This is a genomic window from Dactylosporangium sp. NPDC051541 (genome assembly GCF_044454505.1).
GTDB lineage: Bacteria > Actinomycetota > Actinomycetes > Mycobacteriales > Micromonosporaceae > Dactylosporangium.
The window spans coordinates 1-19,795 of sequence record NZ_JBITDU010000039.1 but is presented as its reverse complement, the minus strand read 5'-3'; the positions used below and the strand labels follow the sequence as shown (position 1 = coordinate 19,795).

11 protein-coding genes are annotated in these 19,795 nt (G+C 67.4%); 6 read left to right on the top strand and 5 right to left on the bottom strand.

Annotated elements, in window-relative coordinates:
* Window positions 1-38 precede the first annotated feature (38 nt).
* On the bottom strand, window positions 39-1,589 hold the full coding sequence (locus tag ACIA8L_RS55905) for a hypothetical protein (RefSeq protein WP_395918397.1): 1,551 nt from the start codon (window positions 1,587-1,589) through the stop codon (window positions 39-41).
* A gap of 324 nt (window positions 1,590-1,913) precedes the next feature.
* Here ACIA8L_RS55905 and ACIA8L_RS55900 point away from each other — a divergent pair, with 324 nt between their 5' ends.
* Both ACIA8L_RS55900 and ACIA8L_RS55895 read left to right on the top strand, forming a co-directional pair.
* Window positions 1,914-5,177, top strand: coding sequence for a hypothetical protein (locus tag ACIA8L_RS55900; RefSeq protein WP_395918395.1), 3,264 nt, complete (start codon window positions 1,914-1,916; stop codon window positions 5,175-5,177).
* A 570-nt stretch (window positions 5,178-5,747) separates the two neighbouring features.
* Window positions 5,748-7,163: a hypothetical protein gene (locus tag ACIA8L_RS55895; RefSeq protein WP_395918393.1), complete on the top strand. Its 1,416-nt coding sequence runs from the start codon at window positions 5,748-5,750 to the stop codon at window positions 7,161-7,163.
* 703 nt (window positions 7,164-7,866) lie between these two features.
* Here the strand turns inward: ACIA8L_RS55895 and ACIA8L_RS55890 are convergent.
* Both ACIA8L_RS55890 and ACIA8L_RS55885 read right to left on the bottom strand, forming a co-directional pair.
* Complete coding sequence (locus ACIA8L_RS55890; protein WP_395918392.1) at window positions 7,867-8,301, bottom strand: DUF2690 domain-containing protein; 435 nt, start codon at window positions 8,299-8,301, stop codon at window positions 7,867-7,869.
* Window positions 8,302-8,319: 18 nt separating this feature from the next.
* On the bottom strand, window positions 8,320-12,132 hold the full coding sequence (locus tag ACIA8L_RS55885) for a hypothetical protein (protein ID WP_395918390.1): 3,813 nt from the start codon (window positions 12,130-12,132) through the stop codon (window positions 8,320-8,322).
* A 318-nt stretch (window positions 12,133-12,450) separates the two neighbouring features.
* Here ACIA8L_RS55885 and ACIA8L_RS55880 point away from each other — a divergent pair, with 318 nt between their 5' ends.
* The 3 genes from ACIA8L_RS55880 (at window position 12,451) to ACIA8L_RS55870 (ending at window position 16,204) form a co-directional block, all read left to right on the top strand.
* Complete coding sequence (locus ACIA8L_RS55880; protein ID WP_395918388.1) at window positions 12,451-12,873, top strand: hypothetical protein; 423 nt, start codon at window positions 12,451-12,453, stop codon at window positions 12,871-12,873.
* A gap of 87 nt (window positions 12,874-12,960) precedes the next feature.
* Window positions 12,961-13,704: an alpha/beta fold hydrolase gene (locus ACIA8L_RS55875; RefSeq protein WP_395918386.1), complete on the top strand. Its 744-nt coding sequence runs from the start codon at window positions 12,961-12,963 to the stop codon at window positions 13,702-13,704.
* A 196-nt stretch (window positions 13,705-13,900) separates the two neighbouring features.
* Complete coding sequence (locus ACIA8L_RS55870; protein WP_395918384.1) at window positions 13,901-16,204, top strand: tetratricopeptide repeat protein; 2,304 nt, start codon at window positions 13,901-13,903, stop codon at window positions 16,202-16,204.
* Here the strand turns inward: ACIA8L_RS55870 and ACIA8L_RS55865 are convergent.
* Window positions 16,181-17,107, bottom strand: a complete 927-nt coding sequence (locus tag ACIA8L_RS55865; protein WP_395918383.1) for an acyl-CoA desaturase — start codon at window positions 17,105-17,107, stop codon at window positions 16,181-16,183. The genes ACIA8L_RS55870 and ACIA8L_RS55865 overlap by 24 nt on opposite strands.
* A gap of 126 nt (window positions 17,108-17,233) precedes the next feature.
* Between ACIA8L_RS55865 and ACIA8L_RS55860 the strand changes: the two genes are divergently transcribed.
* Complete coding sequence (locus ACIA8L_RS55860) at window positions 17,234-18,670, top strand: MFS transporter (protein ID WP_395918381.1); 1,437 nt, start codon at window positions 17,234-17,236, stop codon at window positions 18,668-18,670.
* A 170-nt stretch (window positions 18,671-18,840) separates the two neighbouring features.
* On the opposite strand, the gene ACIA8L_RS55855 is transcribed toward ACIA8L_RS55860, so the two are convergent.
* A complete protein-coding gene (locus tag ACIA8L_RS55855; protein ID WP_395918380.1) occupies window positions 18,841-19,581 on the bottom strand; it encodes a hypothetical protein in 741 nt (246 codons plus the stop codon).
* Window positions 19,582-19,795: the final 214 nt, after the last annotated feature.

Here is a 19,795-nt window from a genome sequence, read left to right as displayed (position 1 = left end):
CGGCCGACCGGGGTGAAGCAGTCATGTCCCTGATTGTCCTAGCCACCAACCCGATCGACCGACAGCGACTCACCGAGAACACGAAAGATCTTTAGAACGTCGGGGCGGGCGGCTTCAATAGCGCGACGCAGCGCATCCACGGACAGAGTCTCGACGATGTCCATCGTGACTTTGCCTCCTGCACCCTGGACCGCCTCTGCCGCGAACTCCCACGCCTGACGTGATTCCGGTCCGATACGGTCGTCGGCCGGGATGCATTCGGCGACGAGAACTCGCAGGCGGACACTGAGGTCGATCGCCGGAACGAACGCGAGTTCCAGCTGAACAGATCTGGTGAGCGGAAGCAACGGCCGGTACGTGATGGGCACTCGGGTCGAAAGCGGAGACGTGTCCCCAGGCAGACGGAGCAGCCCGATCGGAAAGTTGGCGAAGACGGTGAGGGTGGAGGCGTGCCTGACGAGCCAAACCAAGGCGCCGGTCCATATCGAGCGCGTTGCGGCATCGAGCCTGTCGAGAAGACGCCAGACTGCGGGGCCATCCGGTCTCGGTGCTTCGAAGTGTCGTTCGAGCTGGGCGAGGATGGTGAAAGCTGCCGGCGGCACGGTCGGGAACATCACGCCGATACCACCTCGTGCCAACGCGTGGTGCGTGGCGACGAACTCGATCGCCGCCCGCTCCACCAGCGCATCGGTACGGTGGTGCATCGTCACCGACCACGTGTCGGCTGGGTCGACGGAGGTAAGGGGCTCGACCCGTTGCTTCAACAAACTGTCGTATGCGGACCGGATGTAGGCTGGGGCAACGCCCGGCAGCGCTAGTGTGACGGGAACCCGCAGCTGGGCTTGCTCCTCCTTGTAGACCTGCGGCATGAGTGCCGCGGCGGCGTCCGGAGCTGTGTCCTCACGCTCCAGTCTGGCAATCGCTGCAAGATTCACCTGCCTGTGAATGGTCTCGGCGAAGAGGCTGTCGAGGTCGCCGACCGCGACGGACGGGCTGTCGGCCAACGGGCCGAACTGCCGCGCTAGCCATCGCCGTGGCAAATCGACGGGGGCAAGGTCAAGTCGATTCGTCAACGTCGGCTCATCGCCGAGATACGCAGCGTCCGGAGCGAAGTGTGCGTGGATCGCCCGCCAGTGCGCTCGCAAGCTTTCGCTGGACAACTGCGAGTACCCGGCTGGTGGGAGCGCGAAGCCCAGGGCCGTGGACCGACCGGTCGCCTCATGAAGCAGTTCATCCGGGCAGACGACCAGTGTTGGCCAATAGCTGGACCGCACGTTCAGCAGCTGTGAATCGAAGAGTTCGATCGGCGCGAGAAGGATGTGGTGATCCAGGTGGAGAACCTGGGCGGCTTTGATGGCAAGTGCGGGGATGTCGATCAGTTCCCGAAAGGTGTTCGGCAGGTTTAGGCAGTACCACAGGCCCGGTAGCGCGCCAGCGACATTACGGTCGAGTCCATGCGGCACCGTCCCCAGCGTGTCGGCATCCTCTTGCGCGGACACGATCGGCGAGATCGCCGCGTCTGCGTCGGCCGCAGAGAAGAGCACGACGTACAGAGGACTTCGGTCGAACACCGTGCCAACCCCGCTCACCAACGGCTCCCGATGGTCCGCGGTCGGGTCACTCCATCGATCACCACACGCCCAAGGCTACGCCCGACAGGTCGTGCAACCGGTGGGAAGGACTCTGGACCCCGTTCGAGGCGGACGTGCGGCCGGTTCGGCTGTCGCCAGGTCGGGTGGTGATCCGCGGCCGGCCCGCGGACCATGTTCACTCGGCAGTGTTGCGCAAACCCGTTGCCTGAGCGATCGCCGATGCTGTCTACTCGAGGACTGCCCAAAAGTTGGCAGCCGGCGATCTCCGCGAGGATCCCGTGAACGAGACGATTGCGGCAGCCCTGCCACGAAGGTGCCCATATGACACTGGACCCGTTGGCCCCACTCGGCCGTGTGCCACTGGATTCGCAGCAGCGTGAGGTTCATCGGCTGCTGGAGTTGATGGGTGGCGCTCCTGCCGACCAGTACGCGGATGCGATTCGCATGCTTGCCGCCGAGCCGGCGTTGAAGACACGATCGCATCTGGTCGGTCACATGGCCCGTGAGCTGGACTCGATGCTCCGCGAGCTTCTCGGCGCGCTGATCCCGGCGGACCGGCGATCATACCTCAACAGCTTGCCAAAAGGCGAAGGTCAACGTGACCCCGACCGGCGCTCGGTGGTCGACGAGATCTGTTCGGCGCTGGGTGTCGCGGACGACGACGAGGTTCGCGAACTTTGGAAGACGGCAAGTTGGCATGACGTTGCACACCGCGCCGGACTCATTGCGCCACGACCGGTCGACGACATGTTCCGGCAGAAGTGGGGTCGTTTCCAAACCGTTCTTCTTGTTGTCGGTCGTCGCTTCGAGGCGTCGTACACGCTGGCTCTACCGCTCATCGACCAACTCGCCGCCCAGACGGAAGTCACGACCGATGACGTGAAGCAGTTGCGCAACGGCGTGCCGAACAGCACGGTTGCGCTGGCCAGGTTCTTCGACCGGGCGTCCGCCGGATGGTTTCCGAAGTTGCGGAAGGCGAACTACTTCGACTCTCCACCCCGGCTGCAACCGACCGAGGACGGCTTCTTCGCCTACCAGCCTTGGCCTGCAGGCCGGTACCTGGTCCGTATGGCCGCTGACCCCAACCTTGCTCCAGCGGTTGTAGCCGTAGCGTCCCACTTGGATACCGACAATCCCGAAGCAGCGGAGAGCGTGGCCGACATCGCGCTTGCCGTCTCCCCGACGCTCGCTGCGGCACTTTGCCCCACGATCGCGCGGATGCTGGATGGACCTGGGCAGTGGGCGCTGCCATCCAAGGCCAGGGATGTAGTGCTCGCTCTGGTGTCTGCCGGCCACCGCGACGCGGCCGTGCTCGTCTTTGAACAGCTGCTGCCGCAACCAGCTGCCCGGTCCTCCACTGGCCATCTACCCGCCAGCTTCACCGCGCAGGCATTCCCCGCGTTCGACGTGGTCGGAGTTAAAGCCGTTGCGGAACGACTCAGTCGCGCGCCCGGGAAGGTTGGCGATCACCTGGCTGGCTCAACGCGATGGTGGCCCGGCCTGGAATCGGACACGATTCGGTCCGGCCGCGATCGTCTGGTCGTGCTGCTGCGTGACGCTGCTGCGGCCGTCGCAACCGCTGGACGCCTGCGCGAGGTGCTTCAGGTACTCGACGAGCACGAGGCCGGCATCTTCCGCCGACTGACGCTGTGGCTGCTGACGCGGATCCCTGACAAGGCATTCATCACCCGGTATCTGACCGATCCAGTGTGGTTCGCCGACAACGAGTGCTTCCAGGAGTACGGCGCACTGCTTCGTGCGTCGTATGAACAGCTCGATGCCAACGACCGCGACAAGATCTTGAGCTACGTCGACGACATAACCGTCGATGGTGCCGCTGCGGAGCGCCGGTTGTGGGCGCGGCTTGGCCGATTTGGCGACGTACTGCCTGACGGGCGCAAAGCCGAACTTGAAAAGCTGGTCGCCACCTGGGGTGCACCCGCGGTCGCGTACGACGTCATCAAGTTCGAGTCGAGCGACGACGGACGGTCTGTGGACGAGCCTGCGTTTGCGAATCTCAACGAGCTCACAAACGACGCGATCGTCGAATATCTCGCCAGCTGGGAGCCCACGGGGGCCTGGCGTGATCCTGGTATCAGCGATCTCAGGCAGGTGCTCGAAGCCGCCGTCCTATCACAGCCGCAGCGGTTTTCGGCGCTCGCGTCTCGTTTCACGACGTTGGACCCTGCCTACGGCCGGGGTCTGCTGTCGGCGCTCCGCCGGTCGCTTCGGGGGGAGGATGGCGCACCGGCGGCGCCGTTGCCCAGTCTGGATTGGGACTGTCTGCTGGACTTCGGCTTCACCGTCACGGCCATGCCGAGACTGTTGCCGGTCCGTCCCGGCGGCGGTGACTCGGGGTGGAAGCCGTGCCGCCGTGAGGTGGCGAACCTGCTCATTGCAGGTCTGCAGACCAAGCAGCTTCCCGACTCATTGCTCGACCGGGCCCTGTCGTTGATCACCGCGCTGCTCAACGACCCTGATCCGGGCACGCCGGACGACCCCGAACCGGACCCGGCCAGTCTGTGGATGACAGCCGAAGGGACGGTCCGTGGTGATGCGCTCAGAGCACTGCTGGAGTACGCCCGACGACGGCACGACCCACAGACACCGGCCTTCGAGCCGACCGTGAGGGACCTGCTTGAACGCCACCTCGACCCCACCGTCGACCCGAGCCCTTCCATGAGGGCGTTGTATGGCCAACACATCAACCTCCTGGTCAGCCTCGATCCCACCTGGACCCGGACTCAGGTTGAACGGATATTCCCGCATACCACCGAGCCCGGGATTCGTTCTGCCGCATGGACCGCTTACCTTCGATTCAGCAGCCTTGCGGAGCCGACAATTGAGCTGCTCACTCCGCTCTACCTCCAACACGCCACGGCTCTCGACGCACTTGAACAACCGGAAGTCACCGATGAACGGGCACGTGAAGATCAGCCGGAGGACCGCCTGGCCCAGCATCTGGCCGTCCTGTATCGGCACGGCGCCATCGCGCTGAGCGGCGAGATCATGACCGCGTTCTTCGCACATGCCTCCCTGCGGCTGCGCAGCCGGCTCATCGAGTGCACAGGCTTGCAGATGCACAACGACGACCCGCTCAGCCAGGAAGAGACCAACCGGCTGCAGCAGCTTTGGACCGCGCGCCTTGCATCCGCCATGGATCGTCCTGGCGAACTCGACGAGCTGAGCGGCTTCGGATGGTGGTTCACCTCCGGGCAATTCCCTGCCGGCTGGGCGCTCGAACAACTCCAAGTACTCCTGAGGAGCGGTGGCGCCGTGACGAACACTGGCAGCGAAGTGGCGGAGAGGCTCGCGAGCCTTTGCAGCGAAAACCTAGCTGAGGTCGTCGCGGCCACCGCCCTGCTCATCGACGCACCGAACGAGCTGTGGTTTATCACGGGATCCCGACAGGAACTCACCGACGTGCTGAGTGCAGGAGTTGCATCGGCAGATGTGAATACAAAGAGGCTGGCGGCAGATACGGTGAATCGGCTGGTCGCGCGCGGATTTACGACGTTCGAGAATCTGCTCAAGCCGAGCCTGCGGGCTATCGTCGCATCCGACGACGATGGGCAGAGACCGTAACTGAGGTTGATGGTCGTGCCTCTGGCGGAGCCATGGTGTCGTCGATTGTTCGTCGGCTGACGTGGGTTCATTGGGTGATGCGGCTGGTCGGTGCAGTGAGGCTGGCAACCTACCCCTGCATGACCGGAGCGACATGATCCGATCGTTCCATCGCCATCGAATTCGCAGTGGACGCTGATCGTTGACCCGCGTCTCTCGCCGCCGTTCGGTGGGTGCAACGGGGATTCGCCGCGCCAGCGGTGTGTAGGACAACAAGGCTGACCTGCGTGACGTCCTCGGCTAGCTCGCCGCCCGCCGCGGCGGCGTGGTGTCGCGGCGGCGGCGACACCGGCTTGAAGCGTCCGTCAGCCGCGGTCAGCGGCAAGCCGGCGTGGGTCACCCGATCGTGAATCTACGATGAAATACGTAGAACCTTCATGCACGCTGAGCCCTATGCCTGTTTCTCAAACCCGGTTGCGACGTGCTGACAGGCAGGTCAGCGGTAAAGCTCCCCAGGTGCTGCAGCGGCCGGCCGGGGCTCGGTATGACTCATTCGTACGTGTCGTTCGGCGGTACCGGGCGACCAGGCTGTTGCGGCTGCTTGCCCAGGCGTCGATCCGTCAGTGGAGCCGGTCGTCGGGGCTGGTCGACGCGGCGGATCCGATCAAGCCGTGGTCGGTGAGCTTAGTCGCCCGGGAGGCGTTGGCGGGAGGGCTTGCCGCACAGGGCCGGCAGAATCCGGACGCGCAGGTGCTGCCGGCGTTGGACGTGTACGTCCACGAGCTGGAGGATCCACTGCTCCGGCGCGCTGACAACGGCGCGGCCGGAGATGGTTCGGTCGCCGGATTCATGCTGAGAACCGGCTACCAGCAGTTTCCTTACCAGCAGCCGATCTTCGGCGACACCGCACGGATGAGGCCGATGCTCAAGCGGTCCTTCCCACGTCCGCGCTTCCAGGTGCTCAGCGACGCCGTGATCGAAGAGCTTCTCGGTGCCGATGTCGACGCATACACGGATCTCGCGCCGTTCTTCCTGGCGGCGGTGATGGTCAACGGCGGCACCTTCAACCCCACATGGCTGGACCAACCGAACTTCGTTCCCGTGTGCGAACAGACCCCGAAGGAGCAGATCCTGCGGGTGTATTCCACGCGGCTCAGCGCCCCTGCCGCCAAGCTCCAGGCGGCGGCCCGGGCGCCGCGCCATCAGCAGCAGGACCTACGCCAGCACGACTTCAACCCGCTCATCGACCGTCCGTTCGTCGTGCTACCCGACGGGATCGGATTGGCGCCGCAGCCGCTGTTCGTCACCGGCCGGTTCTCCCTCGCCGCGCTGTACTACGCCGGTTTCGCCGCATACGGCAAACCGTTCGCGGATGACCTAGGCATCCTGAACGAGGAATACACCCTTGAGCAGCTCGCGCAGCTCAACGCGGCTGGAGCCGTTGTCACCGCAGAAGTCGAGTACGAGCCGGGTTCGGCGAGTGTCGACGGATTCGTGGTGTACCCCGACCAGGTAATCCTGGTGGAGGTGAAGAGCCTCCGCCCGGCGCTGGACAAGCGTCTCGACTCTGACCTGTACGCGGAAAGGCTCCGCCGTGACCTCGGTAAGGCGCAGAAGCAGCTGCGGAGGACGTACGACCTTTGGCGCAACGGGCATCCTGCCTTCGCGCACCTGCCGGACGACGGCCGACCGGCACGCGCCCTGATCGTCGTTCCGGAACCGCTGTACCTTGCCAACCAGACCATGTTCGGCCAGGACCTCGGGCGGATGCCCTTCCCGACGGCTGTCGTTTCCTTCACGCAGCTCGAGCTGCTCGTCGCTGTCGCCGTGTCCGAGCGCAGCGGTCGCGTGTTCGCGGACATCGCGACCGGCTCGCCGTATCTCATCGCTGATCCGGCGGCGGCGCTGATGGCAGCCCGGCAGCGCTCCGGGATCCGGGTGCACCGCAACGGCATCCTCGACGCCTCCTTCGAGGCGATGCGGTGGGCGCAAGCCACAACACCGTAGACGGACGAATTGCCGACGCGAGTGCGCAGCAGAGCGACCGGGCGCTGCGTATCTCGGCTGGACCGGGGATCGGGACGACGGGCCGTCGAACTTCCGCTGGACTACTTGAAGCCTCCATCAGCGCCCGGTGGTCGGTCAGACGGCAGTCGAGGCGTCCCGAGCACCGTCGCCGATAGCGTGCGGCTGACCTGCAACACTGCGACGGCTGGCCTGGCGATCAGGTGACGTGCCTCGGAGGTGTTCAAGTCAGCACACTCGCCGAAGGCGTGTGCACATGCCGTTCGTAACGACCTCAGTGCACGGCCCCAACCGGCCCACAGGCAGTCCTCGGATGAGTGATTCGGCGGTGTCGCGAGTCGGTGCGGCACCGGCCATCGGCGAGTCCTGCTCACCGACTCCCGGCCGCAGACAGCCTGACGCCGCTGCTGGACGTACCGCTGGAGGTGTTGAGTCTCAACGGGACCGTCGGTGACCGACGTCGGCTTGGCGGTGCTGGACTGTCGGCCGGCGCCAAGGGTGGCTGGCCCAGTGGTATTGGGGTGGCCGGATTACCCCGGATTCCCCTATTCCAGAACGTTGGCCTTGTGCTCTGACCACTGTGGCCTATTGCGGCTCAGCGGTTGGGCAGTTGACGCTGAAGGCGCATGCTGCGACCGGCCCACGGTAGTCCCCCGGCGGCCATGGCGGCCGGGGGACGCGTGGATCACACGCAGGCCGTCGTACCCCCGCCCGGGCCGCCGTTCCAGGTTGCTCGTACGGACTTGGTCGGCGAGTAGATCATGCGACTCCACGACCAGGCCGTGCTGGAGGCTGAGACGCCGACCTGCTGGTAACCGGTCGGACACTGATACGCCACGAGCGCCTGCGGCTGGTTCGTGCCGAACGCTGCCGGGACGCGGGCCCAGTTCGTCTTGCACGTCGGTGACCAGCGCAGCTCCACGTAGGAGCCGGAGGTGCCCCACATCGGCCCCGAGGCCACCGTCACTCCGTCGGCGCTGCAGCCCGAGGATTCCGGGTCCTGGCCCGAGCAGTAGTCGCCGTAGCAGGTGACGGCCAGTGCTGGCGATCCTGCCGCGACGGCTGCGGACAGGCCGAGGGCGACGGCGCCCAGAAGGCCGATGATTCGTGTTCGGGACATTGCACAGCCTCGCTTTCGTTACAGGCCCAGAGCGGGCATGGTCTGGTTCATGGCCTGGGCATAGAGGGTTGTGCCCTCGTTCTTCGGGTGGAAGGACTGCTGCGACGCGCCGATACCGGGGCTGTCGCCGGGCGTCTTGTCGGCCACGATGCCGTGGATCGACTCGGGTGAGCCGCAGACGCCCTTGCCGGCGAACTCGTCGTTCGGGTCGGAGTACCAGGCCCAGCGTGTGCCCTGGCCGTTTGCCGCGGTGACGGCGGCGGCCAGGTGTTGATCCAGCAGCTGACCCGTCTGGGCCAGCCACTGCGACTCGGCCGGGCTGATGCCGGAGCCTGCGACACCGGCCAGGCAGGCGCCGTCGCCCTCGATCAGCCTGGGATAGCCCATGAGTAGGACCTTGGCATTGGGTGCCTTGATGCGGATCTGACGCAATAGGCTGGTCACCTTGGACTCGACGATGTCGAGCCGCTGCGGCTCGGTGACCCTCAGCGGCTGGGTCTCGCCGTCGAGCGTCTCGTCCTGGCAGTCGTGGAGGAAGTCCGCGACGCACTTCTTGATGATGTCGCCGAACAGGGCGTCGTTACCACCGATGGAGATCGTGACCAGGGTGGTGTTCTCGTCGACGAATCCGCGGTCGAGTTGGTTGAGCTCGCCGTATTGCTCCACGTGCACTTCGTCCGGCCCTGGACGGTAGGGCAGCAGCGGCATGACGCTGTTGGTCCAAGCACCTGAGCAGGCCAGGAGGTGATAGTCCATCGAGGCGTCCCAGGCGTCGGCGCGCACGCCGATCGGCTGCGTCGACGACGGCAGTACCGCCTTGCGGCTCCAGGCGTTGCGGGAGCGGTGGCAGGCGTTGCGGGTGGCCTCGTCGTCGCCGTTGTTGTCGGTCTCGCGGTAGTAGTCACCGCCGCCGGTGACCGAGGCGCCCTCGCCGGACGAGTACGAGTCGCCGAGCGCGACGACCTGATCGTGCGGCTTGCCCGGCAGCGGCTGAAACGCGACGGCGTCGAAGGCGATGTCGTCGTTGCCGGTGCCGTCCAAGGTCTGCGAGCTGAGCCGGACTCGTGGCACCCCGGCGAACGGGAACGCGCCGAGTGACACCCAGCGGTTCTGCAGGGTCCGCTGCAGCACGACCCGGGTCTTGGTGCCGTTACCGAGGTCGATTTCGTAGCTCGCCTGCTGCGTGTGGGCACCGTGGTCCGGCATGTGCACCATGACCCGCGCCCAGCCGGACAGTGACCGGTTCAGGGTCCAGGTGCCGGTGACCTTCATCTGTGCCTCGCCGCTCTGGCGCGTGCGGGCGAACCAGAAGTGGCCGCCGAATCCGCCGCCGATCTGGTGGAAGTCCACCTTCGACGGGTATGTGCCGGAGCCGTCGGCGGCGAATGTGAGGCCGAAGGTGCCCTGGTTGGTCCAGGGATGGCCGCACGAGGTGCGCACTGACGGCACCGAGTCGGCGACGTCGTCGATGATCAGGGCGCCTGTCGGCAGGCCTGCCAGCGCGCAGTTCGGGGGATAGCTGACGCCGTCCGGCTGCTCTGGGTAGGTCTCGTCGAACCGCAGGAGCTCATAGCCGCAGTCGGCGTTGCAGTCCTTCCAGGTGGTGGCCTGGTGGTACCAGCACTGCAGGTCGTACTTGCCCGAGGCGTTGCGGTGCCCGCACGGGCCGGCCGGCTCGCCGGTCACCGACGGGTCGTTTGGGACGAAGACCATCCCCGGGTGACAGTCGTTGGAGCTGTCGCAGAATTGGTCGACCGGCGGCTTCACCGTCTCCCGGTTCTGCTCAGTCGTCCACCACGCGGCCCGGTACCCGGCGATCATTGTGTCCGGCGCGACCACCGAGTCGATGGGGTGGCCCGCCCAGCCGAGGACCTTCTCCTCGTAGGGCCAGTACTGCGGGTGGGCGGCGTCCGCGTAGGTGTACTCGAGGAACGGCGGCCGGTCGGCCGGGAAGCGCGGGTTCGCCGGGTTGTTGGCCCAGCCCACCCCCCACGGCTGGCCGGTGCCGGCCTGGGGGTGAAAGCCCGAGTTGTAGGCCCATACGGCGAAGAACCAGTTCTCGATGTTCGCCGGATCGCCGTCGTTGACGATCAGGCCGGCCGCGCGGGTCTCGTTCCACTTCGCGACGAGGATCTGCAGCCCGGCCGCGATGTTGGTGGCGTAGTCCAGGGCGATCGCCCGCTGCTGGTTCGCCGAGCGGGCCGGATCGCCCAGCCGCATGCCGTCCGTGACCTGCGCGACCCCGTAGCCACAGTCCGCGCTGCTCCAGTCGATGATCCAATCGTCGCCGCTGTTCTGGTTGTACAGCTGCCGGCCGTAGAAGTTGCCGATGAGTGGATTGGCGGTGTCGCCGGGTAGGGCGACACTGGACGCCTGCCACAGGTTCGACTCCTGCGTCAGGATGCCGAGCAGCACCTGGACCGGGACGCGGCCCCCGGCGGTGAGGGCCGGCCGCGGGAACATCCCCTGCGGGCTCCACGCCGGCAGGCCGGACTGCCGCCAGTTCGCCGGTCGCGTCATCGTCAGGTGGCCGGTGACCGCTTGGTCGGCCGCCCACTCGACCTGCCGGGGCGTCGGCTGGTACACCTGGGTGCGCGGGTCGTTGCGCGGCACCGAGCACGTCCGGTCGGCGTCGACTGGGTCGGTCGGCGAGCCCGCGGCGAGGCCCTGGGCGCCGCGGCCGGCCAGGCTCGGGTGCTCGGCGGACCGCCCCGCCGCCGCGGACGGCGACACCGCGAAGCGGACGCGCTTGCCGGTGGCCAGGACGTCGGCGTCGATGCGTAGCGACCTCGGCCCGGCGGGATCGGCGCCCGCGCTGCCCGGCCGCTGCTGCTCCAGTTTCGTGACGGCCAGGTGGCCGCGGCTGGACAGCTGCGCGGAGCGGCTGGCCGTCGTGCGGACGACGCTGGCCGGTAGCTTGCCGACCGTGTCGGCGGTGCCGGCGAGAAATACGCGGCCGCCGACCGGGGAGAGCGGCCCGACGGTGCCGGCGGCGCCGGTGGCCAGCAGTGATGCCGCCGCGCCGGGCCGGGCCGACGTCCGGTTGATCCGGACCTTGTCGCCGGACCGTTCCACGTAGACCACCGCGCCTGAGCCGTCAGCCCGCAGGTCGAATGGCACGTTCGTGGTCCGGACGAGGCCCACCGGGTCGCCCTTGTCCGGGATGCGGACCAGACGAGCGCCGTCGGCCGCGACCAGACCGGCCTCGACCGGGACGGCCGACGTCACCGTGCCGTTGAGCGTGACCTCGCGGACCACCCCATGGGCGCCCGCATCGACGACACTGAGCCGGGTCTGGGCGCCACCCTTGATCTCGTCGTCGCGGAACCGGGTGAGCACAGCGGTCTCGCCGGCGCCGCAGCCGGGACTGAAGTATGCGAGCGTGGAGAGGCTGGGCAGCTTCGCGACCGCGCCGGTCTGCAGGTCGACGACGGCGGTGAACGCGCCGCGGTCGAACAGGCCGGCGTCGTTGGCGAACGTCCGCGGGGCGTAGGCGACGACCACGCGCCGGCCGGAGCCCGTGACGCACGCGTTGCCGATCCACTGGTCGGCGTCGAAGCCAGGTTCGGCCAGGGTGGCGACGGTTCGCCAGGTATAGCCGGCGCTCTGGTCGGCGACAAGGACGTGCAGCCCGGCGGCGTCGCCGCTGGTGATCATCATCCGGTCGTCGGACGACCGCCATCCGCGGGGCAGTACCTGGTCGCGGTCGGCGGCAGGGACGGACGACTGCAGGTCATCGGTGGTCTCGGCGAGCGGTGGCGTCTGCGCGGGCGGCGCCGCCCGCGCGGGGACTGTCGGCAACAGCAGCGCGCAGGCCACCGCGACCGCCATGATGGCACCCAGCCTGGTTCTTCGTGCGGTGTGCATGGAGTCCTCCCCGATCCGGGTTTGTCAATGCGCTCAGTTGTATGCAGCGCTGACGTTGTCCAGGCATCACGACGGACAACGCCTCGTCGCGGTGCCTGCGGGTGTTCCCGCGAACGCGTCCACGGCGGCGACGCCCTGTTGTCCGCCGACACGGCCGGACAAGCCACGGCGCGCCTAGAACGGACAGCAGCGGAACGCTCCAGCGGCCGCGGCCGGACGGCACAGCCGCCGGCTCATGCGCCGGCCTGTGCTCGACAGACGGCGCTACGAGAGGAAGACCTTATGGTGAAACACCGGTTCCTCAGGACGATGCTGACGTTTGCCGTCGCCGGCATCGCCGCACTGGGCATCGCGGCTCAGCCCGCTCAGGCCGCAACGCAGTCCCCGTACCCGAACGCCCTGGTCGAGTACATGGCCTCGACCAGGACCGGTCCCTACGTCAACTCGGGCACCTACTGGGGTTACGCGCTGCGTCAGTCGTACGCCGCGAACGCACCCCGCCAGACCGTCGCCGTCGGCTGCTGGTGGGACGGCGACTGGGCCACCGGCAACTACTCCACCAACCGGTGGTTCAGGGTGCTCGTCTGGGAGTCATACGACGGGTACGACGTGCCCAGGTGGCTGTTCGTGCACGCCTCGTACGTGTACAACCAGCCGACGGTCCCGCATTGCATTGCGACGTCCACCGGCATCTGGAACCCGTAAGCATCACCACGACGGCGGGCCGGGCCTGGTCACCAGGTCCGGCTCTGCCGCGTCTCCGGCCGCTCGGTCCAAATTTTGGGAGTCTTTGTGCATAAAGTGTGGGAACCGATCGCCGCCAGCCGCGGCACGGTCGTACTGCTGCACGGGGCGATGGCGGCCGCGTCGACCTGGTGGCGGATCGGGCCAGCTCTGGCGGGGCACGGGTGGCAGGTCCACGCCGTCGACCTGCCCGGTCATGGCAGTGCGGCCCGGTTCACTGGCCGGTTCACCATGGACCGGTTCGCGGCCCTGACCGCCGACCGGCTGCCGGATCGGATCGACCTGCTTGTCGGGCACAGTCTTGGTGCGGTCGTCGGTCTTCTGGTGGCAGCTCGACGGTTACGCCCGGTCAGCGCTCTGGTACTCGAAGATCCGCCGGACGAAGCACCGGCGGCCGGAATTCCAGCACCTGTCGATCGTGACGCCGCACTCCGCAGGGTCCGCACCAGCAATCCCGCCTGGACCGAGCAGGACGTCGTCCATGCCGTCGACAGCGCCTTCGCGGTGGACAGCGACGGTTTCACGGCCGCGCTGGCAACACAGCCACAATGGGATCTGGCGGACCTGGTCGCGTCGGCAGGACTCCCGACCGTGGTGCTCACGCCGCCCACCGGCACCGGAGGCGCGCTGTCGGCGGCACGGCCGGCGCTGCGTGCACTGGTCGGGCCGCAGCGGTTCGTGGAGCTCGACGGTGGCCACTGCGCGCATCGCGCGTGTCCGGAGTTGTGGCTGGCGGCGGTGACCGCCTTCGCCGATCAGGTGCTGCCGGTGTCGGATTCAGGTCACGCATAGACCGTCACGCGCGGCGGACAACCTGGGCAGGAGCAGAAGATTATCCTGGTCATCGGCTTGTCCGGTGGCCCCCGGGGGTGTGGGGGAGGGTGCGCACCGGCGCCCACCGATCACTCGTGCGGGGGTCGTCCGCCCATTGCGGTGACGCTAGAATCTGCTCACGGGGATCGATCGGTCAAAATACTTGGAGCGCTGCATGCCACGCCCCGAGCGTGCCCTGTTCCCGGATCTCAGCCCGTTGCACGCGTTCGCTGCCGACCTGCGTGCGTTGAGAGTCAGGGCACGTAACCCCACCTATCAGGCGATGGCTCGGCACACCGGCCGCTCAAGAACCGCTTTGTCGGAGGCCGCCGGCGGCGACGTCATCCCGACCTGGGACACGGTGATCGCCTACGTCTCGTTCTGCGGCGAAGACCCCAACCGGTACCGCCAGGCATGGGAGCAGCTGCGCGAGCACCGGGAACAGGACAGCCTGCACGGTTCGGGGACCCGGGATCCGTCGACCGTGCCGGACGCCCCGGCGGACCTGTCTAACCTGCCACGGCGCCCGGCCGGGCTGTTCCTCGGCCGCGACGATGCCCTACAGCAGCTTGAGGAACTGCTGCAGGGCACGGACCGCGGGCTGGTCATCGGCCCTGTCGTGCACGGACTCGGCGGTGTCGGCAAGACCGAGCTCGCCTTGCAGTTCACGGATGGGCACCGGAACCGGTACAACCCGGTGTGGTGGATCAACGCCGACTCGGTGGAGAACATCACGGCTGGACTCGCCGCGCTGACCCGCACCTTGGAGCCGAAGTGGCCGGCCTCATCGAGCGCCGGCGACACAGCCGCCTGGGCGCAACGCTGGCTTGCCACCCACGACGGCTGGCTGCTGGTGCTCGACAACGTCGTCGACCTCGCCGCCATCCAGCCGGTCCTGGCGACCGGGTCGAACGGGCGGGTCATCGTCACGAGCCGCCGATACCTGGACTGGCAGACGCTGAGCCTCACCCCGTTGGCGCTGCCGGTGCTCACTGCCGACGCCGGCATCGACCTGCTGCTCAGACGCACCGGGCGGAGCACGGAACGCGCCGAGGCCGAGGCGCTGGTCGACGACGTGGGTGGTCTGCCGCTGGCACTGAGCCATGCGGCTGCCTATCTCGTGGAGCGCCAGCATGTCAGCATCGCCCAGTACCGGCTGTGGCTCGCCGAGCAACCGACCCGCATCCTGAGTGCCCGAGCACTCGCCCACCCGAGTGATGACGTGGTGGCCCGCACGTGGCAAGTGTCGATCGACGCGGTAGTTGCCGACGACCCGCTTGCCGCCCGGATGCTCGGCATCATGTCCTACCTCGGTGCGGATCGTATCCCGGTCGACCTATTCACGCCGATTGCCGACGCGCTGGCCGTGGAGGACGCGCTAACCGTCGCGGCGTCCTACAGCCTCATCAGCCGATCACCCGCGACGATCAGCATCCATCGCCTCGTGCAAACCGTGATCCGGCTTGTTCACACCGACGAGCGCACGCTACGCGAGGCGGTCGGCCTCCTGCACGCCGCGCTGCCGACCGGTGACCCGGAGACGACGGTGGCGCAGTGGCCTCGATGGGCGGAACTCGCCCCGCACATCGACGCGCTCGCCGCCCGGATCCGTGACGAGCGAGCCGAACCGCTGACGGCCGACACGACCAACCGTGCCGCCCATGTCCTGATGTGGGGCGGTTTCTATCATCGCGGCCAGGGCCGCTACGACGCGTCACTGGCACTGTTTCGCCACTCGCTGCAGCTCCGTGAGGACACGCTCGGCCCGGATCACCCGGACACGGTCACCTCCCGCTACGGGGTGGCCGGAGGCTGCTGGTCGACCGGGCGGTTCGCCGAAGCCATCGTGGCCGCACGCGCCGCATTGCAGGCGCGGGAGATGCGGTTCGGGCCCGGGCATCCCGACACGCTGGAGATCGCGAGCAACATCGCCGTCGGGCTGCGCGAACTCGGTCACCACGACGAGGCGATCGCGCTTACCGAGCAGACCCTCCGGTACCGGGAGAAGATCCTCGGCGTGGAGCACCCCGAGACGCTGCGCTCCCGGAACAATCTCGCCGGCTGCTACCGGGCGGTAGGACGGATTCAGGAAGCGCTCACGCTGTACCGGAAGACACTTGAGGCCCGCACACGCACACTCGGGGTGGATCACCCGGACACGCTGCAGTCGCAGAATAACCTCGCCGGCGGTTACGAGGCCGCAGGGCAGATCGCCGAGGCCGTCGCACTGTACGAGGCGACGCTGGCCGCCCGGCAGGACCTGCTCGGCACCGACCACCCCGATACATCGCATTCACGATTCAACCTGGCCAACGCCTATCTGACCGTCGGACGGCGGGACGCCGCGGTCCAGTTGCTGCAGCGGACCCTTGCCTCGCAGTGCTGGCTGCTCGGCGCCGATCATCCTGACAGCCGCAAGACAGCGGCGACGCTGCAGCAGGCCCGCGATGCACCGTCACAGCCCGGCGGACCGGCGTAGCCGGCGGATACGTTCCGGTGTCGGCCAGCGGACGTCGTATGCCCAGCCGAGCCGCTCCATCAGCCAGATCACCCGTGCGGCAATGTCGATCTGCCCGCGCTCGACGCCGTGCCGGGCGCTGGACGGATCGGCGTGATGCAGGTTGTGCCATGCCTCGCCCATGCTCGCGATCGCCAGCGGTGCGAAGTTCGCGGCCCTGTCGCGCGCCTTGAACGGCCGCTCGCCGATCAGGTGGCAGATGGAGTTCACCGACCAGCTAACGTGATGTACGAGCCCGACCCGGATCAGACCGGCCCACACCAGTGCGGACACCGCTCCCTGCCAGGTCCCGGCCAGCAGCGCGCCTAGGCCAGCAGGACCACAGACGCTCAGGACCGCCAGCGGGATGAACAGGTGGTGTACGAGCCGAAGGTCACGGTCGTCGATGATGTCCGGGGCGAACCGGCGCTGGTTGGTAAGGTCGCGGCTGAACATCCACCCCATGTGGGCATGCCAGAAGCCGCGCAGCAATGCGATCGCCGATGTGCCGAACTGCCACGGCGAATGGGGGTCACCGTCGTGGTCGGCGAACGCGTGGTGGCGCCGATGGTTGGCGACCCAGTGCCCGATCGGCCCCTGTACGGCCAGGCTGCCCAGCACGGCGAGCGCGATGCGCAGCGGCCTCCGGGCCCGGAACGAGCGGTGCGTGAAGTACCGGTGGAAGCCGACGGTCACCCCGAGCATCGTGACCAGATAGGTCGCACCGGCCAGCAGGACGTCGGTCAGCGTGATGCCCCAGCCCCACAGCATCGGCACGGCGACCACCAGTCCCACGAACGGCAGCACGACGATGAGGTACACGGTCAGTTGTGCCGCTGGCCGGCGGGCGCCCTCCAGCATCGGCTGCGGCGGTGGTCGTTCCATGCTGCACCTCCAGGTCGTCCGGCTTCGAGCTGTCCAGTCAGGTTTATCCGCCGGCCCGCGTTGTCCGCCGGGCACGGCGGTTTACTGCTGGTGTCCACCCACATCGATCGCTGATTTGATGGAAATATGCTGCTCGATGCCCATGGACAACACACCTGGAAGCCGCGCCGGTTGCGCCGTACTTACACCGTGGTCGTGTTCGTCGTCCTGTCTTCGCTCGATAACGTCGCCATCGGCCTGGTGCCGCCGCTGTACAGCCCGATCAGCGATTACCTAAACGTTTCGGAAGGTGCGGTCAGCCTGGTCACCGCCGCCGGCTATCTGCTCGCCGCCGCATCCGCGGTCGGCTGGGCTTATGCCGGTGACCGCTCCGACCGTCGGCGTCTGCTGACGGTCGGCACACTGCTGTGGGCCATCGGCACCGGTGCGACTGCGCTGGCCGACAGCTTTCCGACGTTCCTGCTCACGCAGTTGACCGCAGCCGTCGGGCTGGGCGCGGTCGGATCAGTCGGTTTCTCCGTGGTCAGCGACCTCATCTCGCCGCGCCGCCGTGGCCTCATCATGAGCTTGTTCGGGCTGTCGCAGGGTGTCGGGACCCTGGCTGGGACACTCTCCGGAGGGCTTCTCGGCGCACACGACTGGCGTCGCCCGTTCGTCGTGCTCGCCGCCGTTGGGGTCGTGGCCGCCGTCGCCTATGTGCCGTCCGAAGCGGTCAGCCGCGGAGGGAGCGAGCCGGTCCTCGCCGCGGTATTCGCCGGTGGCGGAAACTACGAGCACCGGATTGCACCCGCCGATCTGCACAGCATCGTCCGGCGGCGCAGCAACGTCTGGCTCATCCTGCAAGGCGTCACCGCACAGCTGACCTTCGGGTCACTCGTGTGGCTGCCGCGGCTCTTCCAGGCCAAGGCGGAGAGCCAGGGCTTCCCGCAAGCCTCAGCGATCGTGGTCGGTACGTTGTTCGCGACGATCTTTCAGCTCGGCGGCATCCTGTCGATCGTCGGCGGGCTCATCGGGGATCGCCTGCAGCGCCGGACGGCTCGTGGCCGTGCGCTGGTATCGGCCGCCGGCATCCTGGCCGGTATCCCGTTCTACGTCACGCTGTTCGTCCTTCCGCTGCGTATCGACGCACCCGGCACCGCCGATACGGCCACCATCACCACGGCGGTGCTCAGGAGTGTCGTGAGTGAGCCGGCGATGGCTGCCAGCTTCCTGGCGGCGTTGCTGGCGCTGGCGCTGACCTCGGCGAACGCACCGAACTGGTTCGCGTTGATCGCCGACGTCAACCTGCCCGAGCACCGCGGCACGGTGTACAGCATCGGCAACCTTGCCAACGGCCTCGGTCGCGCGGCGGGCAACGGTCTGGTCGGCGTTACCTTCACGGCACTCGCCCGGAGCGTACCTGCGCCATGGAACTTCGCCGTCGGTCTCGTCGCATTTCAGCTGTTCTTCGTCCCGACCGGCATCATGTACTACGCGGCCTCCCGCAGCGCACCGTCGGACATCGCCGATGTCCACTCGACCCTCCAGGCCAGGGCGGGCGGCATCGGGGCGAAGCCCGCGTAGCCCGATAGCCTGCCGTTTCCTTGCCGATTCGCAACACGGCATGATGTCAAGCCACCGGTCATGACTGCTGCCCAGCGGTGCCGTGTGGTTCGGTGCTCACGGTGAACAAGACCGCAGCGTCGTGTTGCCTGGCGAATGGCCGATAGCACAATCCTCCAGGTCGCAGCCGATCAGGGCAGGACGACGCGTGAGGCATGGACGACGACGGTGCGGAAGCCGTACTCCGATTGGGTCAGATCGGCAATCGTGCCCTCGACGAGCATTGACCCGGTGGACGGGGTCACGTTCAGCTTCGGGTCTGGGTAGATCACGTCGACGAAGAGGAACTGTTGGGGAACGCCTTGGCAGCTCATGCGCATCTGGATGTACTGCGTGGTGCGCACCGGCGCGGTCGGCCATGCCACGACGCAGCGGGACCTGAAAGCGTCGCCCACGTTCCAGTGGCTGGTGCCGTCGCCGATCGGCGAGGCGGACGGGCGGCGGGTCGCCGGCGCGGCGTTGTTGCTCACCGCCGCGGACGGGGCGGGCGGTGGATCGAGGGTGTACGCAACCCGCCCGGCGACGTACTCCGCGGTGACCTGATGACCGATCTCGTTGGGATGAAAGGCGTGCATGACACGCAGCGAACCGTCTCGGAAGCCAACACTCATGCCGTTGAGATATTCGGTACGGCCCGAGCACAGCTCGTGCGACTCGCCGTTATGGAACAGATCGAAGCGTGATACGTAGTTGATGGTGCCGTTGGTGATCCTGCCCTGGGCCTGTTCCACGGCCTGGCGAAGAGCGTTGTCCAGGTACTCAGCCGCTCGTCCCAGCATCTGCGTGTCGGCGGCCAGCATCAGGTTGCAGCGGCCGTTGCGCCAGCCGCCCCACTCGTCCGTCGGGGCGAACAGGCGCGGGTAACCGACCACGACGAGCGTGCCGCGCTTCGTGAGATTCTGGTTGGCGACCTGGGCGTAGAACTCGGCCAGACTGAGCTTTCCACCTGTACCGAATCCGGTGCCGGGCTTGGTGAACGAGTCGCCAGCAATTAAAGATCTTTCGTGTTCTCGGTGAGTCGCTGTCGGTCGATCGGGTTGGTGGCTAGGACAATCAGGGACATGACTGCTTCACCCCGGTCGGCCG

Bases quoted from the DNA above. Each gene is read 5' to 3' on its own strand.
- ACIA8L_RS55900 (WP_395918395.1), top strand. From the start codon at position 1,914: ATGACACTGGACCCGTTGGCCCCACTCGGCCGTGTGCCACTGGATTCG.
- ACIA8L_RS55890 (WP_395918392.1), bottom strand. From the start codon at position 8,301: ATGTCCCGAACACGAATCATCGGCCTTCTGGGCGCCGTCGCCCTCGGC.
- ACIA8L_RS55885 (WP_395918390.1), bottom strand. From the start codon at position 12,132: ATGGCGGTCGCGGTGGCCTGCGCGCTGCTGTTGCCGACAGTCCCCGCG.
- ACIA8L_RS55880 (WP_395918388.1), top strand. From the start codon at position 12,451: ATGGTGAAACACCGGTTCCTCAGGACGATGCTGACGTTTGCCGTCGCC.
- ACIA8L_RS55870 (WP_395918384.1), top strand. From the start codon at position 13,901: ATGCCACGCCCCGAGCGTGCCCTGTTCCCGGATCTCAGCCCGTTGCAC.
- ACIA8L_RS55865 (WP_395918383.1), bottom strand. From the start codon at position 17,107: ATGGAACGACCACCGCCGCAGCCGATGCTGGAGGGCGCCCGCCGGCCA.
- ACIA8L_RS55860 (WP_395918381.1), top strand. From the start codon at position 17,234: ATGCTGCTCGATGCCCATGGACAACACACCTGGAAGCCGCGCCGGTTG.